The organism is Pantoea sp. PNT03 (genome assembly GCF_014852515.1).
Lineage (GTDB): Bacteria > Pseudomonadota > Gammaproteobacteria > Enterobacterales > Enterobacteriaceae > Pantoea > Pantoea leporis.
On record NZ_JACVBT010000001.1, the window covers coordinates 356634 to 372062 of the forward strand.

Genomic DNA, 15429 nt, shown 5'->3' on the forward strand with positions numbered 1-15429 from the left:
CAATAAAAAGGGAAGTTTGCCGTGTTATTACCTTGGCTAATTATCATACCTTTTGTCGGTGGCTTGCTCTGCTGGCTTGCGGAGCGTCTTGGCGCGAAAGTTCCGCGCTGGATTGCCATGATCACCATGGGCCTGACGCTAGCGCTTGGTCTGCAGCTGTGGTTGCAGGGAGGCTATTCACTGACGCAGGCTGCGGGCATTCCGCAATGGCAATCGACTTTCTCCGTACCGTGGATTCCGCGCTTTGGCATTAACTTCCATCTGGCAATTGATGGTCTGTCGCTGCTGATGGTGGTGCTGACCGGACTGCTCGGTTTGATGGCGGTGCTGTGTTCCTGGAACGAAATTGAGAAATATCAGGGCTTTTTCCACCTCAACCTGATGTGGATTCTCGGTGGTGTGATTGGCGTGTTCCTCTCCATCGATATGTTCCTGTTCTTCTTCTTCTGGGAAATGATGCTGGTGCCGATGTATTTCCTCATCGCACTGTGGGGCCATAAAGCATCCGACGGTAAAACGCGTATCAGCGCGGCGACCAAGTTCTTCATCTACACCCAGGCATCGGGTCTGATCATGTTGGTGGCGATTCTGGCGCTGGTCTTTGTCCATTACAACGCCACCGGCGTGTGGACTTTCAGCTACGAAGAGCTGCTGAAAACTCCGATGTCGCACACCGTTGAATATCTGCTGATGCTTGGCTTCTTTATTGCCTTTGCGGTGAAAATGCCGGTGGTGCCATTACACGGTTGGTTACCCGATGCGCATAGCCAGGCACCAACTGCCGGTTCAGTTGACCTCGCAGGTATCTTGCTGAAAACTGCGGCTTACGGTTTGCTGCGCTTTAGCCTGCCGCTGTTCCCGAATGCGTCAGCAGAGTTCGCACCGATTGCCATGTGGCTGGGTATCATCGGCATCTTCTACGGTGCGTGGATGGCATTCTCACAAACTGATATCAAGCGACTGATCGCTTACACCTCTATTTCGCACATGGGCTTCGTGCTCATCGCCATCTACACTGGCAGCCAACTGGCCTTCCAGGGCGCGGTGATTCAGATGATTGCGCACGGTCTCTCTGCTGCGGCACTGTTCATCTTGTGTGGTCAGCTGTATGAGCGTCTGCATACCCGCGACCTTCGTCAGATGGGCGGCTTGTGGTCACGTATCAAATGGATTCCGGGTCTGTCACTGTTCTTCGCGGTTGCAAACCTCGGTATGCCGGGCACCGGTAACTTTGTTGGTGAATTTATGATTCTGACCGGCAGCTTCCAGGTGGTGCCGGTGATTATCGTCATTGCAACCTTTGGTCTGGTGTTTGCTTCGGTTTACTCCCTGATCATGATGCAGCGCGCTTACTTCGGCGAAGCAAAGTCGAAAGATCCGCTGCCAGGCATGTCACCGCGTGAGTTCATGACTATCGGCGTATTGGTGGTGTTGCTGGTGCTGCTGGGGATTTATCCTCAGCCGATCCTCGACACATCCCATGCTGCGATGAGCAATATTCAGCAGTGGTTTACCGCTTCAATTTCAACTACAAGGCCGTAATTCGCCATGACAATAACTCCTCAACATCTGATCGCGTTACTGCCGCTGTTGATCGTCGGATTGACGGTGGTGGTGGTGATGCTGTCCATTGCGTGGCGACGCAATCACTTTGTTAATGCCACGCTGACGGTGATCGGACTTAACATTGCGCTGTTTTCTCTGTGGTTTGTAGGCCAGGCGGGAGCGATGGACGTCACGCCGCTGCTGCGCGTTGATGGCTATTCGATGTTCTACACCGCGCTGGTGGTGCTGGCGAGTTTAGCCACCTGCACCTTCGCTTATCCGTGGCTGGCCGGTTTCCCGGATAACAAAGATGAGTTCTATCTGCTGGTGCTGATTGCAGCACTCGGCGGGATCGTGCTGGCGAGCGCCAATCATCTGGCAGCGCTGTTCATCGGTATCGAACTGCTGTCACTGCCGCTGTTTGGTTTGATTGGTTATGCTTTCCGCCAGAAACGTTCGCTGGAAGCGTCGCTGAAATATACCATTCTGTCGGCGGCGGCCTCATCGTTCCTGCTGTTCGGTATCGCGCTGATTTATGCTGATTCCGGCAGCCTGAGCTTTGTGCAGCTGGGTAAAAGTCTGAGCGATAGCATGATTCAGGAGCCGCTGTTGCTGCTCGGTCTGGGCATGATGATTATCGGACTGGGCTTTAAACTGTCGCTGGTTCCTTTCCACCTGTGGACGCCAGATGTTTATCAGGGTGCGCCAGCGCCGGTTTCAACCTTCCTCGCTACCGCCAGCAAGATCGCCATCTTTGGTGTGATTATGCGCCTGTTCATGTACGCGCCCGTCACTGACAGCGAAGCGGTGCGTACCGTGCTGGGCATCATTGCCTTTGCGTCGATTCTGTTCGGCAACCTGATGGCGATTTCCCAGAGCAACATCAAGCGTCTGCTCGGTTACTCCTCGATCGCGCACCTTGGTTATCTGTTGGTGGCGCTGATTGCGGTGAAAACCCATCAGCTGTCGCTGGAAACCGCAGGCGTTTATCTGGCCGGTTACCTATTCAGCAGCCTTGGCGCGTTCGGCGTAGTGAGCCTGATGTCGAGCCCATATCGCGGTCCGGATGCCGATACGCTCTATTCCTATCGTGGTCTGTTCTGGCATCGTCCGATTCTGTCTGCGGTAATGACGGTGATGATGTTGTCACTGGCGGGTATCCCAATGACGCTCGGCTTCATCGGTAAGTTCTACGTTATCGCCTCGAGTGTGAACGCACATCTGTGGTGGTTGAGTGGTGCGGTAGTAGCGGGTAGTGCAATTGGGCTTTATTACTATCTGCGTGTGACGGTGAGTCTGTATCTCAGTCCGCCGGAACTGCACAACCGCGATACGCAAGCCAATTGGGCATTTACTGCCGGCGGCGTTGTGGTGCTGATATCTGCGATTCTGGTGCTGCTGCTCGGTGTTTATCCGCAGCCGCTGATTACACTGGTGCAGATGGCTCAGCCACTGATGTAATTCAGATTTACGAAACTACTGAATCAGGCCTGCGGGCCTGATTTTTTTTGCCTGCAGTTCACGGCATAGTGAGAGGTCGAGCACAGAGTCACCACGAGGTTTTCAGCTGCCGCTGCTGCTCACTGCGTTTGGCGTAGCCGGTGTGATATTCTCATCGGATCCCTTTTTTCGCTCAGACAAGGAAGCACCATGGAAATGCTTTGGCTTGATTGCCACCACAGTGAACTGACAGCGCAACAACTCTACACTTTGCTGGCACTGCGCAATCATGTCTTCATCGTGGAACAAAACTGTCCTTATCAGGATATTGATGGCCAGGATCTAGCTGCCGAAAATCGCCACATTCTCGGATTTCTCGACGGTAAGCTGCTGGCCTATGCGCGCGTGTTAACGCCAGCGCTAGACTCTGCACCGGTAATGATTGGTCGTGTGATTGTTTCTGAAGAAGCACGCGGTTTGAAGCTGGGCTATCGCTTGATGGAGAAGGCGCTGGAGAGCTGTGAAAAGTATTGGTCGCAGCGCGCTATTTATCTCTCTGCGCAGGCACATCTGGAAGGGTTCTACGGTCGTCTGGGCTTTAAAGCGGTGACTGAAGTCTACATGGAAGATGACATTCCGCACATCGGCATGCAAAAAGCATAACGGCGAGGATTGCTCCTCGCCGTTAATCAATCAGCCTGGCGTCATCTGCCGGTCATCAACGTATTTACGTTGATCTGGCGGCGGCGGGAAGTACTGATAGAGCCAGGTTTCACTCAGCGTCTCATCCTTAGTGCGCAGGAACAGGCGCATATCAACCGGTTTGGTCGAGTCGCTGTTTGGATACCAGTCAAACAGAATGCGGTAACCGTTGAGTGGCTCGACGTAGAGAATCTCAACCTGCTTAAATGTGCCTTCTGAAACGGTAATCACCGGCTCAATACCTTTCGGCGCTGCGGCTTTCAGATCGCCACCAACAAAATCAATGGCAAAGCGACGTGACCAGGTATCCGGGAAGTGTTCGCCTGGCGCCCAACCTTCCGGGAAGCCGCCGATACCGGTGCGCGTGGCATCGACACGCGCCAAACCACTGCGCACTGGTGGCAACTGGCTCCAGTAGAGTTTGTACTGGAAGCTGAACTCGCTACCGGCTTTCACCGGTTCTGACGGCTGCCAGAAGCACACCACGTTATCCAGCGTTTCACCAGTGGTTGGAATCTCCATCACGTTAATGGCGCCTTTGCCCCATTTACCAATCGGTTCTACCCACAGGCTTGGACGTTTGTCGTACCAGCCAATCACATCCTGATAATTTTTGAAGTCATGATCGAGCTGCAACAGGCCAAAACCACGCGGGTTTTCGTCCTGATAGGCGTTGAACTGCAAACGCTGCGGGTTGTTCAGCGGACGTGCAATCCATTCGCCTTCACCGGTCCACATCGCCAGACGATCGGAGTCGTGGATTTGTGGATGGTAAGTGTTACACATGCGGCGCTCGTTGGTGCCACAACTGAACATGCTGGTCATTGGCGCAATGCCAAGCTGGCGAATGTCGTTACGCGCAAACAGGTGGTTTTCCACCTCCATCACGACGCGTTTCTCCTCGCAGTGAATGGTGAACTTATAGGCACCGGTGACGCTCGCGCCATCCAGCAGGGCGTAGACCACGAAAGTAGTGTCATCCGCTTTTGGTGTTTCGAACCAGAACGCGGTGAAGTCCGGGAACTCTTCTTTGCCGTTGCTGAAGGTGTTGACCGCCACGCCGCGCGCGGAGAGGCCGTACTGGAAGGTTTCATCAACCGCACGGAAATAGCTGGCGCCAAGGAAAGAGACGATATCGCGGCGCGCCAGTTCAGGTTTCTTAAACGCACGGAAACCGGCAAAGCCGAGATCGGTTTTACCAACCAGCTGCCTGGTATCAACGTTGGCGTTGTGATAATTGAACAGCTCCGGACGGAAGTGGATCTCACGCGCTTCACGGCTCTGGGCATCGACCGAGAACATGCGGATGCGGCGCTTGAAGCCCATACCGACGTGGAAGAATTGCACGTCCAGCTGACGATCGGGGATGTTATTCCACAGCGAGTGGTTGGCGTCGTACTGAATTTCGTTATAGGCCTGTGGAGTGAGATTGGCCAGGGTGTCGGGCAAGGGGCCGGGGGCGCCGCCCCAGGGCTGTTTTGCCAGCGCGGAGGCTTTCTTTTTCAGTGAGTCGAAATCGAAGCGAACCGCGGTACCGTCGGCGATACCATCATCGGCCCAGGCGGATTGTGCAAACAGCGTGGAGAGACCCGTCATGCCGCTAACAGCGGAGAGGGCCATGGACGCTTTCATAAATTTTCTACGATTCATGCCGGAAATCTAATCCTTAGCTGCTCGGGTGTATTTTGACTCTCGTAAGACGAGAAGCGTCTGACTACAGGGGGGTACGACAGTCGTGAAAATAAATAATTCAGTCTGCGGAAAATTTATCAGATTAATCAAATAAGCGAAGCAGAATTCGCGTAGCGGCAGCGTACATGACACAACTTTGCACTGTGGTGGATGAAACTTGGTGAAAACCTTGCAGTCGCCATCCAGCAAATCTGCAATTTATGACTATAGTTAAACCACAACGAGCAAGGAACATGGAGGAACTACATAGTGTCATCTTCAGATCAATTTGAAACGCACCTTGACGACGACCTGGCGCTGCTAACGGAAACGCTGGAAGAAGTGTTACGCGCATCAGGCGATCCGGCCGATCAGAAATATATCGAGCTGAAACTCAAAGCTGAACAAGCGCTGGAAGACGTGAAATCGCGCGTTAGCCATGCGTCAGACAGCTATTACTATCGTGCCAAAAACGCGGCCTATCGCGCCGATGATTATGTGCATGAAAAACCGTGGCAGGGGATTGGCATCGGTGCCGCCGCTGGCCTGTTTGTCGGTTTACTGCTGGCTCGACGATAAGTTCCAACGGGCGCGACACGCTTCGCGCCCGCTTCCTGATTTCCTCGCCGCTTTTCCCGTTAAATCCCTGTTTCGCATCATCCGCGATTGTGTTTCGCCTGCGCGCTTCCTACAGTAAAGCGACAGGGAAAAGGAGAACGCAACGTGATACGTGTAGAAATGCTCTCAACGGGCGATGAAGTGTTACATGGGCAGATTGTCGATACCAACGCCGCGTGGCTGGCCGATGTGCTGTTCCAGCACGGTTTGCCGATGACCAGCCGTAGCACCGTCGGTGATGCAATGACCTCGCTGGTGGAGGCGCTGCAGAGCCGCAGCCAGATTGCTGACGTGCTAATCGTGAATGGCGGTTTAGGACCGACCAGTGACGATCTCAGCGCGCAGGCCGCAGCCATTGCCAGCGGCAGCGAGTTAGTTATCCAGCAACCCTGGCTGGAAAAAATGGAAGCCTGGTTCGCCAGCCGCGGACGTGTGATGGCACCGAGCAACCGCAAGCAGGCAGAAATCCCCGCCATAGCTGAGATGCTCGATAATCCGGTCGGCACCGCATGCGGCTTCGCGCTGCAGCTCAATCGCTGCTGGATTTTCTTCACCCCTGGCGTGCCGTCGGAATTTAAAGTGATGGTTGAGCAGGAGATTATTCCGCGCCTCAAAGCACGCTTTGAACTGCCTGAGCCACCATTGTGTTTGCGCCTCACCACCTTTGGACGTGGGGAAAGTGACATTGCCGCCGAGCTGGAGCCGCTCCCGCTGCCGGAAGGCGTGGTGATGGGCTATCGCTCATCGATGCCGATTATTGAAATCAAACTCACCGGACCCGCCAGCCAGCGCGTGGCGATGGAGCAAGTGTGGCAGCAGGTAAAACTGTTGCTGGCTGAATGCACCATCTTTGAGGGCACCGAAGGTTTACCGGCGCTGCTGGCGCGCGAGTTGCAGCAGCGTGGCTTCCATTTGGCGCTGAGCGAGCAGTTCACCGCCGGCTTACTTAACTGGCAGCTGGCCGCAGCGGATGTGGCGCTCAGCAAAGCAGAGATTCTGCCGCCGCAGGATGAAGATCTGGAAGCGCAGGTTGCGCGCACGCGTGACTGGGCGAAACAGCAGGGCGTGGCGCTGGCGTTGTCGGTGGGAAATTTAGTGGAAGGCGAAGTATCGATTGCGCTTCATACGCCGGAAGCCAGCTGGGGCCAACGCGTAAAGTTCACTCATGGACGTCATAACGTGGAAACGCGGCAGAAAGTGGTGGCAATGATGGCGATGAACATGTTGCGTCGCTGGCTGCACGGCAGTGAAGTCAGCACCGGTCACGGTTGGATTGATGTGCTGGAAACGGTGAAACGCTGATTGGTCACCAGGTCGCCATAAATGGCGGCCTAGTCAATCACAGCTCGATCTCAATCTCCCCTTTGGCGCGACAGCAGCACGGCAAAATCTCGCCTTGCTGCACAAACGCCAACGGGGTTTCGGCATAATCCACTTCGCCTTTTAGCAAACGCATGCGACAAGAGCCGCAGTAGCCTTCGCGACACTGAAACTCAACGCACAGATTATTGGCTTCCAGCGTCGCCAGCAGATTAGGGTGATCTTCTGCGCACTCCAGCCGGGAGCCGGAGCTACGCAGAATAACAACAGAGCGGCTCATGCTTACAGCTGGAAGCCGTCGAAATCGTCTTCGCCCACTTCAGAATCAATCTGACCGACCAAATACGAGCTCACTTCAACTTCCTGCGGTGCAACCTGCACATTGTCCGACACCAGCCACGAGTTGATCCATGGAATGGGGTTGGAACGCGTCTGGAACGGCAGATCAAGACCCACCGCCTGCATACGGATGTTGGTGATGTACTCGATATACTGGCACAGAATGTCTTTGTTCAGGCCAATCATCGAGCCGCCGCTGAACAGGTATTCTGCCCACTCTTTTTCCTGCTCGGCTGCCTTCTTGAACAGTTCGAAGCATTCATCACGACACTCCGCGGCGATAGCTTTCATCTCTGGATCGTCTTCACCGGTGCGCAGCAGGTTCAGCATATGCTGGGTGCCGGTCAGATGCAGCGCTTCATCGCGTGCAATCAGCTTGATGATTTTGGCGTTGCCTTCCATCAGCTCGCGCTCGGCGAAAGCAAATGAACAGGCGAAGCTGACGTAGAAGCGAATCGCTTCCAGCGCGTTAACGCTCATCAGGCAGATATAGAGCTGCTTTTTCAGATCGCGCAGGTTAACGGTAACGGTTTTACCGTTGACCTGATGCGTACCTTCACCCAGCAGATGCCAGTAACTGGTCATCTCGATCAGGTCGTCGTAGTACTTCGAGATATCTTCGGCGCGCGCCAGAATCTGCTCGTTGGTGACGATATCGTCAAACACCACCGCCGGATCGTTAACGATGTTACGGATGATGTGCGTGTAGGAGCGCGAGTGAATGGTCTCGGAGAACGCCCAGGTTTCAATCCAGGTTTCCAGCTCAGGGATGGAAATCAACGGCAGCAGCGCCACGTTCGGGCTACGACCCTGAATCGAGTCCAGCAGCGTTTGATACTTCAGGTTGCTGATGAAGATGTGCTTTTCATGCTCCGGCAGCGCCTGGTAATCGATGCGATCGCGCGAGACGTCCACTTCTTCCGGACGCCAGAAGAAGGAGAGCTGCTTCTCAATCAGCTTTTCAAAGATGTCATATTTCTGCTGATCGAAACGGGCAACGTTGACGGACTGGCCAAAGAACATCGGCTCTTTCAGCTGGTCATTTTTGTTCTGCGAGAATGTGGTGTAAGCCATTTTGAGTCCAAATGTGAAGAGGGCCGACCAATGTCGGCCCTGACAAGATGAGATTAGATCTTACATGCGCCGCTTTCGCAGCCATCATCCTGAATGGAAGGTGCCAGATCGTCCTGTGCATCTTCCGCACCGTCGCGGGTGTTTTGATAATACAGGGTTTTCACGCCGAACTTGTACGCGGTCAGCAGGTCTTTCAGCAGCTGTTTCATCGGCACTTTGCCATTCGCAAAGCGGCTCGGATCGTAGTTGGTGTTCGACGAAATCGCCTGATCGATGAACTTCTGCATCACGCCAACCAGCTGCAGATAACCGTCGTTAGACGGCATTTCCCACAGCAGTTCGTACTGGTCTTTCAGACGCTCATACTCTGGCACCACCTGACGCAGAATGCCGTCTTTCGATGCTTTGATGCTGATGTGTCCGCGCGGCGGCTCAATACCGTTGGTGGCGTTCGAAATCTGCGAAGAGGTTTCAGACGGCATCAGCGCAGAGAGCGTTGAGTTGCGCAGACCGTGCGTGGTGATGGACTCACGCAGGCCTTCCCAATCCAGATGCAGCGGCTCGTTGCACACCGCGTCGAGATCCTTTTTATAGGTATCGATCGGCAGAATGCCCTGCGAGTAAGTGGTCTCTTTAAACCACGGGCACGCACCTTGCTCTTTCGCCAATTCGTTCGAGGCTTTCAGCAAGTAGTACTGAATGGCTTCGAAAGTTTTGTGCGTCAGATTGTTGGCGCTGCCATCAGAGTAACGCACGCCGTTTTTCGCCAGGTAGTATGCGTAGTTGATCACGCCAATACCCAGCGTACGACGGCCCATGGCGCCGCGTTGTGCTGCCGGAATGGGGTAATCCTGATAATCCAGCAGTGCATCAAGCGCACGCACCGCAAGGGTGGCCAGCTCTTCCAGATCGTCAAGGCTGTTAATCGCGCCCAGGTTAAAGGCAGACAGCGTACACAGGGCGATTTCGCCGCTTTCGTCATTGACGTCGTTCAGCGGTTTGGTCGGCAGTGCGATCTCGAGGCACAGATTCGACTGACGAACTGGCGCGATGCTTGGATCGAACGGGCTGTGCGTGTTGCAGTGATCGACGTTCTGAATGTAGATACGGCCAGTTGATGCACGCTCCTGCATCATCAGTGAGAACAGCTCAACGGCTTTCACGCGCTGTTTGCGGATGCTGTCGTCTTTCTCGTATTTGGTGTACAGACGCTCGAACTCGTCCTGATCGGCGAAGAACGCATCGTACAGGCCAGGCACGTCAGACGGGCTGAACAGCGTGATGTCTTCACCTTTCAGCAGGCGGGTGTACATCAGTTTGTTGATCTGTACGCCGTAATCCATGTGACGCACGCGGTTGCCTTCAACACCGCGGTTGTTTTTCAGCACCAGCAGGCTTTCAACTTCCAGATGCCACATTGGGTAGAACAGCGTCGCTGCGCCGCCACGTACGCCGCCTTGTGAGCAAGACTTCACGGCAGTCTGGAAATGTTTGTAGAACGGAATACAACCGGTGTGGAACGCTTCGCCACCGCGAATCGGGCTACCCAGCGCACGAATGCGGCCGGCGTTGATGCCGATACCGGCGCGCTGAGAAACGTATTTCACAATGGCGCTAGAGGTGGCGTTGATAGAGTCGAGGCTGTCGCCGCACTCGATCAGTACGCAAGAGCTGAACTGACGCGTTGGGGTGCGCACGCCGGACATGATTGGCGTTGGCAGTGAGATCTTAAAGGTTGAGATCGCATCGTAGAAGCGCTTCACGTAATCCATACGGGTTTCGCGCGGATAGCCAGAGAACAGGCATGCCGCCACCAGAATGTAGAGGAACTGGGCGCTTTCGTAGATTTCGCCGCTGACGCGGTTCTGCACCAGATATTTCCCTTCCAGCTGCTTAACCGCTGCGTAGGAGAAATTCATGTCGCGCCAATGGTCGATAAACGCGTCCATCTGCTCGAACTCTTCGGTGCTGTAATCTTCCAGCAGATGGCGGTCGTATTTGCCCATCTCAACCATTTTCACCACCTGATCGTACAGCTTCGGCGGCTCAAACTGGCCGTAGGCTTTTTTACGCAGGTGGAAGATAGCCAGACGCGCAGCCAGGTATTGGTAATCCGGCGCATCACGCGAGATCAGGTCTGCGGCAGCCTTGATGATGGTCTCATGAATGTCAGAAGTTCTGATGCCATCGTAGAACTGAATGTGTGAGCGCAGTTCAACCTGTGAAACTGAAACATTGTTCAGCCCTTCGGCTGCCCAATCCAGTACACGATGAATTTTGTCGAGATCAATGCGCTCCTGGCGGCCATCGCGTTTAGTAACGAGCAGACTTTGGTTCATGTCGCGTTTTTACCTGTCCATGCATGAATGACGTATTTATCCCCCATGTATGCACAAGGTTTATGCACAAGCCGCTCGTTGTGAGTAAGCCTGTGGATAAACACTATATATAGGGGGTGCGGGAAGTTTGAACAACAATATGGTGAGTATTCTAGTCAGCAATCTCTTCTTAACAAGAGTTGATTTTCACTAAAAAATCGTCATTACCGGCTGGCTAAAATCCTGGATCCGCATGCCGCAAGGCCTGCACTTAGTGTCAACCGCTCAGCACTTTTTTTTCACTTTATGATCGGACGCGTGTTTCTTGCTCAACCACCGCGCTTCAGGAATTTTCTTAGACAAAAAAAGCCCCGACAAGGCCGCCAGCAGCGAACTTATCTAAAAGTGCTTATGAATTTTTTGTGACTTGCTTAGCCTATAAAAAAGGCTGGTACGCGTCTAAAAGGAAATTGATCTGGATAGGGCCAAAATTAGGGGATAAGAGGTCGCCATGAAAGAGGTAATGCTTGTTAGTTAAGAAAGCATTTTGCTTGAAATCTGGTGCGGGCTCTGACACCTCTGCTGCGTCACGGGCCGTCCTCGCGCCGCTAGCGCGGTGCCTTCGGCTTCCACGTCGTGCCAACGGACCGTTCGCGGATCGGCCATCCTGGCCGGCCCCGAACTGCCTCACGCATCCCTGCGTGAGGCTCCTGACCCAACGTAAAAGCCTCAGCGCTGCGAATGACCCTTTTGTCGCAGCAGACGCGCCAGCGCCTCTGGCAAAGGATGACATCACTCCTGACGATGCGTATGAATCATGTAGTTCACATCGACACCGCGACCCAGACGGAACTGGTTGGTCAGCGGATTGTAGTGCAGGCCAATCATATTTCTTTCACGCAGCGGGGTTTCATCCACCCAGTTCAGCAACTCGGCGGGACGGATGAATTTCTTCACGTCGTGCGTCCCGCGCGGCACCATGCGCAGCACATACTCGGCACCAAATACCGCCAGCAGCCAGGCTTTTGGATTGCGGTTGATGGTGGAGAAAAACACTTCGCCGCCGGGCTTCACCAGCTGCGCGCAGGCTAAGACTACCGAGCGCGGATCCGGCACATGCTCCAGCATCTCCATGCAGGTCACCACATCATAATGCCCGGGGTGACTTGCGGCGTGATCTTCCACGGTTTGCTGCACGTAGTTAACGCTAACGCCGCTCTCAAGCGCATGCAGACGCGCCACTTCCAGCGGCTCAGCGCCCATATCCAGGCCGGTAACCTCAGCGCCTTCACGCGCCATGCTCTCCGCCAGAATGCCGCCGCCGCAGCCGACATCGAGCACTTTCTTGCCGAACAGGCCATTACTATGCTGCGCTATCCAGCCAAGTCGCAGGGGGTTAATACGGTGCAACGGCTTAAATTCACCCTCTAAATCCCACCAGCGGGATGCCACGGCCTCAAACTTGGCGATCTCGGCGTGGTCGACGTTCTGGCGGCTTTCCTGCGGTTGTTCACTCATTGAATCATCACTCCAGACAAAATATTCCCTCAGTATAAACGCTTAACTCACGCGAACGCATCTCTCACGCTCAAGGAAAAGCGGGATTAAGGCCTGGTTAACGTTCACCGAAGGGAAGCAATGTGATATACTTTCGCACCTTTAAATCCGGGATTATGTAGAGGGATAGCGGCTCCATGAGCGACCTTGCGAGAGAAATTACACCGGTCAATATCGAAGAAGAGTTGAAAAACTCCTACCTCGATTACGCCATGTCGGTCATTGTTGGCCGAGCCTTACCCGATGTGCGTGATGGTCTGAAGCCGGTACACCGCCGTGTGCTTTTTGCCATGAGCGAACTGGGCAACGACTGGAATAAACCCTATAAAAAATCCGCCCGTGTGGTCGGTGACGTCATCGGTAAATATCACCCGCACGGCGATTCCGCTGTATACGAAAGTATCGTGCGTATGGCCCAGCCATTCTCCCTGCGCTACATGCTGGTTGACGGTCAGGGTAACTTTGGTTCGGTCGACGGCGACTCCGCCGCAGCGATGCGTTATACCGAAGTCCGCATGGCAAAGATCTCTTCGGAGCTGCTGGCTGACCTGGAAAAGGAAACCGTCGATTTCGTGCCGAACTATGACGGCACCGAGCAGATCCCTGAAGTCCTGCCAACTAAAATTCCTAACCTGCTGGTAAACGGTTCTTCCGGTATCGCCGTTGGTATGGCAACCAACATTCCACCGCACAACCTGACGGAAGTGATCAACGGCTGTCTGGCGTTTATTGAAGATGAAGACATCACCGTTGAAGGTCTGATGGAGCACATCACCGGGCCAGACTTCCCGACGGCGGCCTTCATCAATGGTCGTCGTGGTATTGAAGAAGCCTATCGCACCGGGCGCGGTAAGATTTACATTCGCGCACGTGGCGAAGTGGAAACTGATGCCAAGACCGGCCGTGAAACCATCATCGTGCACGAACTGCCGTATCAGGTGAACAAAGCGCGTCTGATCGAGAAGATCGCCGAGCTGGTGAAAGAGAAGCGCGTGGAAGGCATCAGCGCACTACGTGACGAATCTGATAAAGACGGCATGCGTGTTGTCATTGAGATCAAACGCGATGCGGTGGGTGAAGTGGTTCTCAACAACCTCTACTCGCTGACACAGCTGCAGGTCTCTTTCGGCATCAACATGGTGGCGCTGCATCAGGGCCAGCCGAAGATCATGACGCTGAAAGGCATCATCGAAGCCTTCGTGCGCCACCGTCGTGAAGTGGTTACGCGTCGTACCATTTTCGAACTGCGTAAAGCGCGCGATCGTGCCCACATCCTTGAAGGCCTGGCGATTGCGCTGGCTAACATCGACCCGATCATCGAACTGATTCGTCGTGCACCAACGCCAGCCGAAGCGAAACTGGGCCTGCTGGCGCAGTCGTGGGATCTGGGTAACGTTGCCGCGATGCTGGAACGTGCCGGTAATGACGCTGCACGTCCGGAATGGCTGGAAGCCGAGTTCGGTATTCGCGATGGTCAATATTATCTGACTGAACAGCAAGCGCAGGCGATTCTGGATCTGCGTCTGCAGAAACTGACCGGCCTCGAGCACGAAAAGCTGCTCGACGAATACAAAGAGCTGCTGGATCAGATTGCTGAGCTGCTGCACATCCTGCAAAGCGCTGAGCGCCTGATGGAAGTAATCCGTGAAGAGCTGGAGCTGATGCGCGATCAGTTCGGCGACGCACGTCGTACTGAAATTACCGCGAACAGTGCAGACATCAATATCGAAGACCTGATCAATCAGGAAGACGTTGTGGTGACGCTGTCGCATCAGGGTTATGTCAAATACCAACCGCTGACCGACTATGAAGCCCAGCGCCGCGGTGGTAAAGGCAAATCCGCCGCACGTATTAAAGAAGAAGACTTTATCGATCGTCTGCTGGTGGCCAACACCCACGACACCATTCTGTGCTTCTCCAGCCGCGGCCGTCTCTACTGGATGAAGGTCTATCAGCTGCCGGAAGCCAGCCGTGGTGCGCGCGGTCGTCCAATCGTTAACCTGTTGCCGCTGGAAGCCAACGAACGTATCACCGCCATTCTGCCGGTGCGTGAATACACCGAAGGCTTCAACATCTTCATGGCTACTGCGAGCGGTACCGTGAAGAAAACCGCGCTGCAGGAGTTCAGCCGTCCGCGTAGCGCGGGCATCATCGCCATCAACCTGCGTGAGGATGACGAGCTGATTGGCGTGGCGCTGACCAACGGTAGCGACGAAGCGATGCTGTTCTCTGCCGCCGGTAAAGTGGTGCGCTTCGCTGAAACGGCGGTACGTGCGATGGGCCGTTCGGCTTCGGGCGTTCGCGGTATCAAGCTGGCTGAAAGCGACAAAGTGGTGTCGCTGATTGTGCCACGCGAAGAGGGCGCGATCCTCACCGTGACGCAGAACGGTTACGGTAAACGTACCGCCAACAGCGAGTATCCAACCAAGTCGCGTGCGACCCAGGGCGTGATCTCGATTAAAGTCACCGAACGTAACGGACCGGTTATCGGCGCGGTACAGGTGGTGGATGGCGATCAGATCATGATGATCACCGATGCCGGTACGCTGGTGCGTACTCGCGTGTCGGAAGTCAGCGTGGTAGGCCGTAACACTCAGGGCGTGATTCTGATCCGTACTGCGGAAGATGAAAACGTGGTGGGTCTGCAACGCGTCGCGGAGCCGGTGGAAGAGGAAGAACTCGACGCCATCGACGGTAGCGTAGCGGAAGGCGAGGAGGATATCGCGCCGGAAGTGGACAGCGAGGACGAAGCACCAGAAGCTGACGACGAAGAGTAATTCGTAACGGCTTTATTAAGCGGCAGGTCAGGAAACTGACCTGCCGTTTTTTTATCTGAGTTTTCCCC

At 54.6% G+C, this 15429-nt stretch carries 11 protein-coding genes; 6 read left to right on the forward strand and 5 right to left on the reverse strand.

What is annotated here, in order from left to right:
* Positions 1 to 21 precede the first annotated feature (21 nt).
* The 3 genes from nuoM to IB226_RS01845 all read left to right on the forward strand — a co-directional run bounded on the left by nuoM (position 22) and on the right by IB226_RS01845 (position 3648).
* The gene (nuoM, locus tag IB226_RS01835) at positions 22 to 1542 is read left to right on the forward strand and encodes an NADH-quinone oxidoreductase subunit M (RefSeq protein WP_101763660.1); all 1521 of its coding nucleotides are present in this window, start codon (positions 22 to 24) and stop codon (positions 1540 to 1542) included.
* A gap of 6 nt (positions 1543 to 1548) precedes the next feature.
* Positions 1549 to 3006: an NADH-quinone oxidoreductase subunit NuoN gene (gene nuoN, locus IB226_RS01840; RefSeq protein WP_008105131.1), complete on the forward strand. Its 1458-nt coding sequence runs from the start codon at positions 1549 to 1551 to the stop codon at positions 3004 to 3006.
* A 189-nt stretch (positions 3007 to 3195) separates the two neighbouring features.
* Positions 3196 to 3648, forward strand: coding sequence for a GNAT family N-acetyltransferase (locus tag IB226_RS01845; RefSeq protein ID WP_101763661.1), 453 nt, complete (start codon positions 3196 to 3198; stop codon positions 3646 to 3648).
* A gap of 30 nt (positions 3649 to 3678) precedes the next feature.
* On the opposite strand, the gene IB226_RS01850 is transcribed toward IB226_RS01845, so the two are convergent.
* Positions 3679 to 5337: a glucan biosynthesis protein D gene (locus IB226_RS01850; RefSeq protein ID WP_101763662.1), complete on the reverse strand. Its 1659-nt coding sequence runs from the start codon at positions 5335 to 5337 to the stop codon at positions 3679 to 3681.
* Positions 5338 to 5628: 291 nt separating this feature from the next.
* Here IB226_RS01850 and elaB point away from each other — a divergent pair, with 291 nt between their 5' ends.
* Positions 5629 to 5937, forward strand: coding sequence for a stress response protein ElaB (elaB, locus tag IB226_RS01855; protein ID WP_101763663.1), 309 nt, complete (start codon positions 5629 to 5631; stop codon positions 5935 to 5937).
* 144 nt (positions 5938 to 6081) lie between these two features.
* Positions 6082 to 7278 (forward strand): nicotinamide mononucleotide deamidase-related protein YfaY, encoded by a 1197-nt coding sequence (locus IB226_RS01860; protein WP_192233279.1) that lies wholly within the window; start codon positions 6082 to 6084, stop codon positions 7276 to 7278.
* A 37-nt stretch (positions 7279 to 7315) separates the two neighbouring features.
* Here the strand turns inward: IB226_RS01860 and yfaE are convergent, their stop codons facing one another.
* The 4 genes from yfaE to ubiG all read right to left on the reverse strand — a co-directional run bounded on the left by yfaE (position 7316) and on the right by ubiG (position 12545).
* Complete coding sequence (gene yfaE, locus IB226_RS01865; RefSeq protein ID WP_061717835.1) at positions 7316 to 7576, reverse strand: class I ribonucleotide reductase maintenance protein YfaE; 261 nt, start codon at positions 7574 to 7576, stop codon at positions 7316 to 7318.
* A gap of 2 nt (positions 7577 to 7578) precedes the next feature.
* Positions 7579 to 8709, reverse strand: a complete 1131-nt coding sequence (nrdB, locus tag IB226_RS01870; RefSeq protein ID WP_192233281.1) for a class Ia ribonucleoside-diphosphate reductase subunit beta — start codon at positions 8707 to 8709, stop codon at positions 7579 to 7581.
* 53 nt (positions 8710 to 8762) lie between these two features.
* Entirely contained in the window at positions 8763 to 11048 is a 2286-nt protein-coding gene (gene nrdA / locus IB226_RS01875) for a class 1a ribonucleoside-diphosphate reductase subunit alpha (RefSeq protein ID WP_110866577.1), read from the reverse strand.
* 771 nt (positions 11049 to 11819) lie between these two features.
* Positions 11820 to 12545 carry a bifunctional 2-polyprenyl-6-hydroxyphenol methylase/3-demethylubiquinol 3-O-methyltransferase UbiG gene (gene ubiG / locus IB226_RS01880; RefSeq protein WP_110866579.1) on the reverse strand — a complete coding sequence of 242 codons (726 nt, stop codon included), beginning with the start codon at positions 12543 to 12545 and terminating at the stop codon, positions 11820 to 11822.
* 176 nt (positions 12546 to 12721) lie between these two features.
* Here ubiG and gyrA point away from each other — a divergent pair, with 176 nt between their 5' ends.
* Positions 12722 to 15361 carry a DNA topoisomerase (ATP-hydrolyzing) subunit A gene (gene gyrA, locus IB226_RS01885; protein WP_192233283.1) on the forward strand — a complete coding sequence of 880 codons (2640 nt, stop codon included), beginning with the start codon at positions 12722 to 12724 and terminating at the stop codon, positions 15359 to 15361.
* The last annotated feature ends 68 nt before the right edge of the window (positions 15362 to 15429 follow it).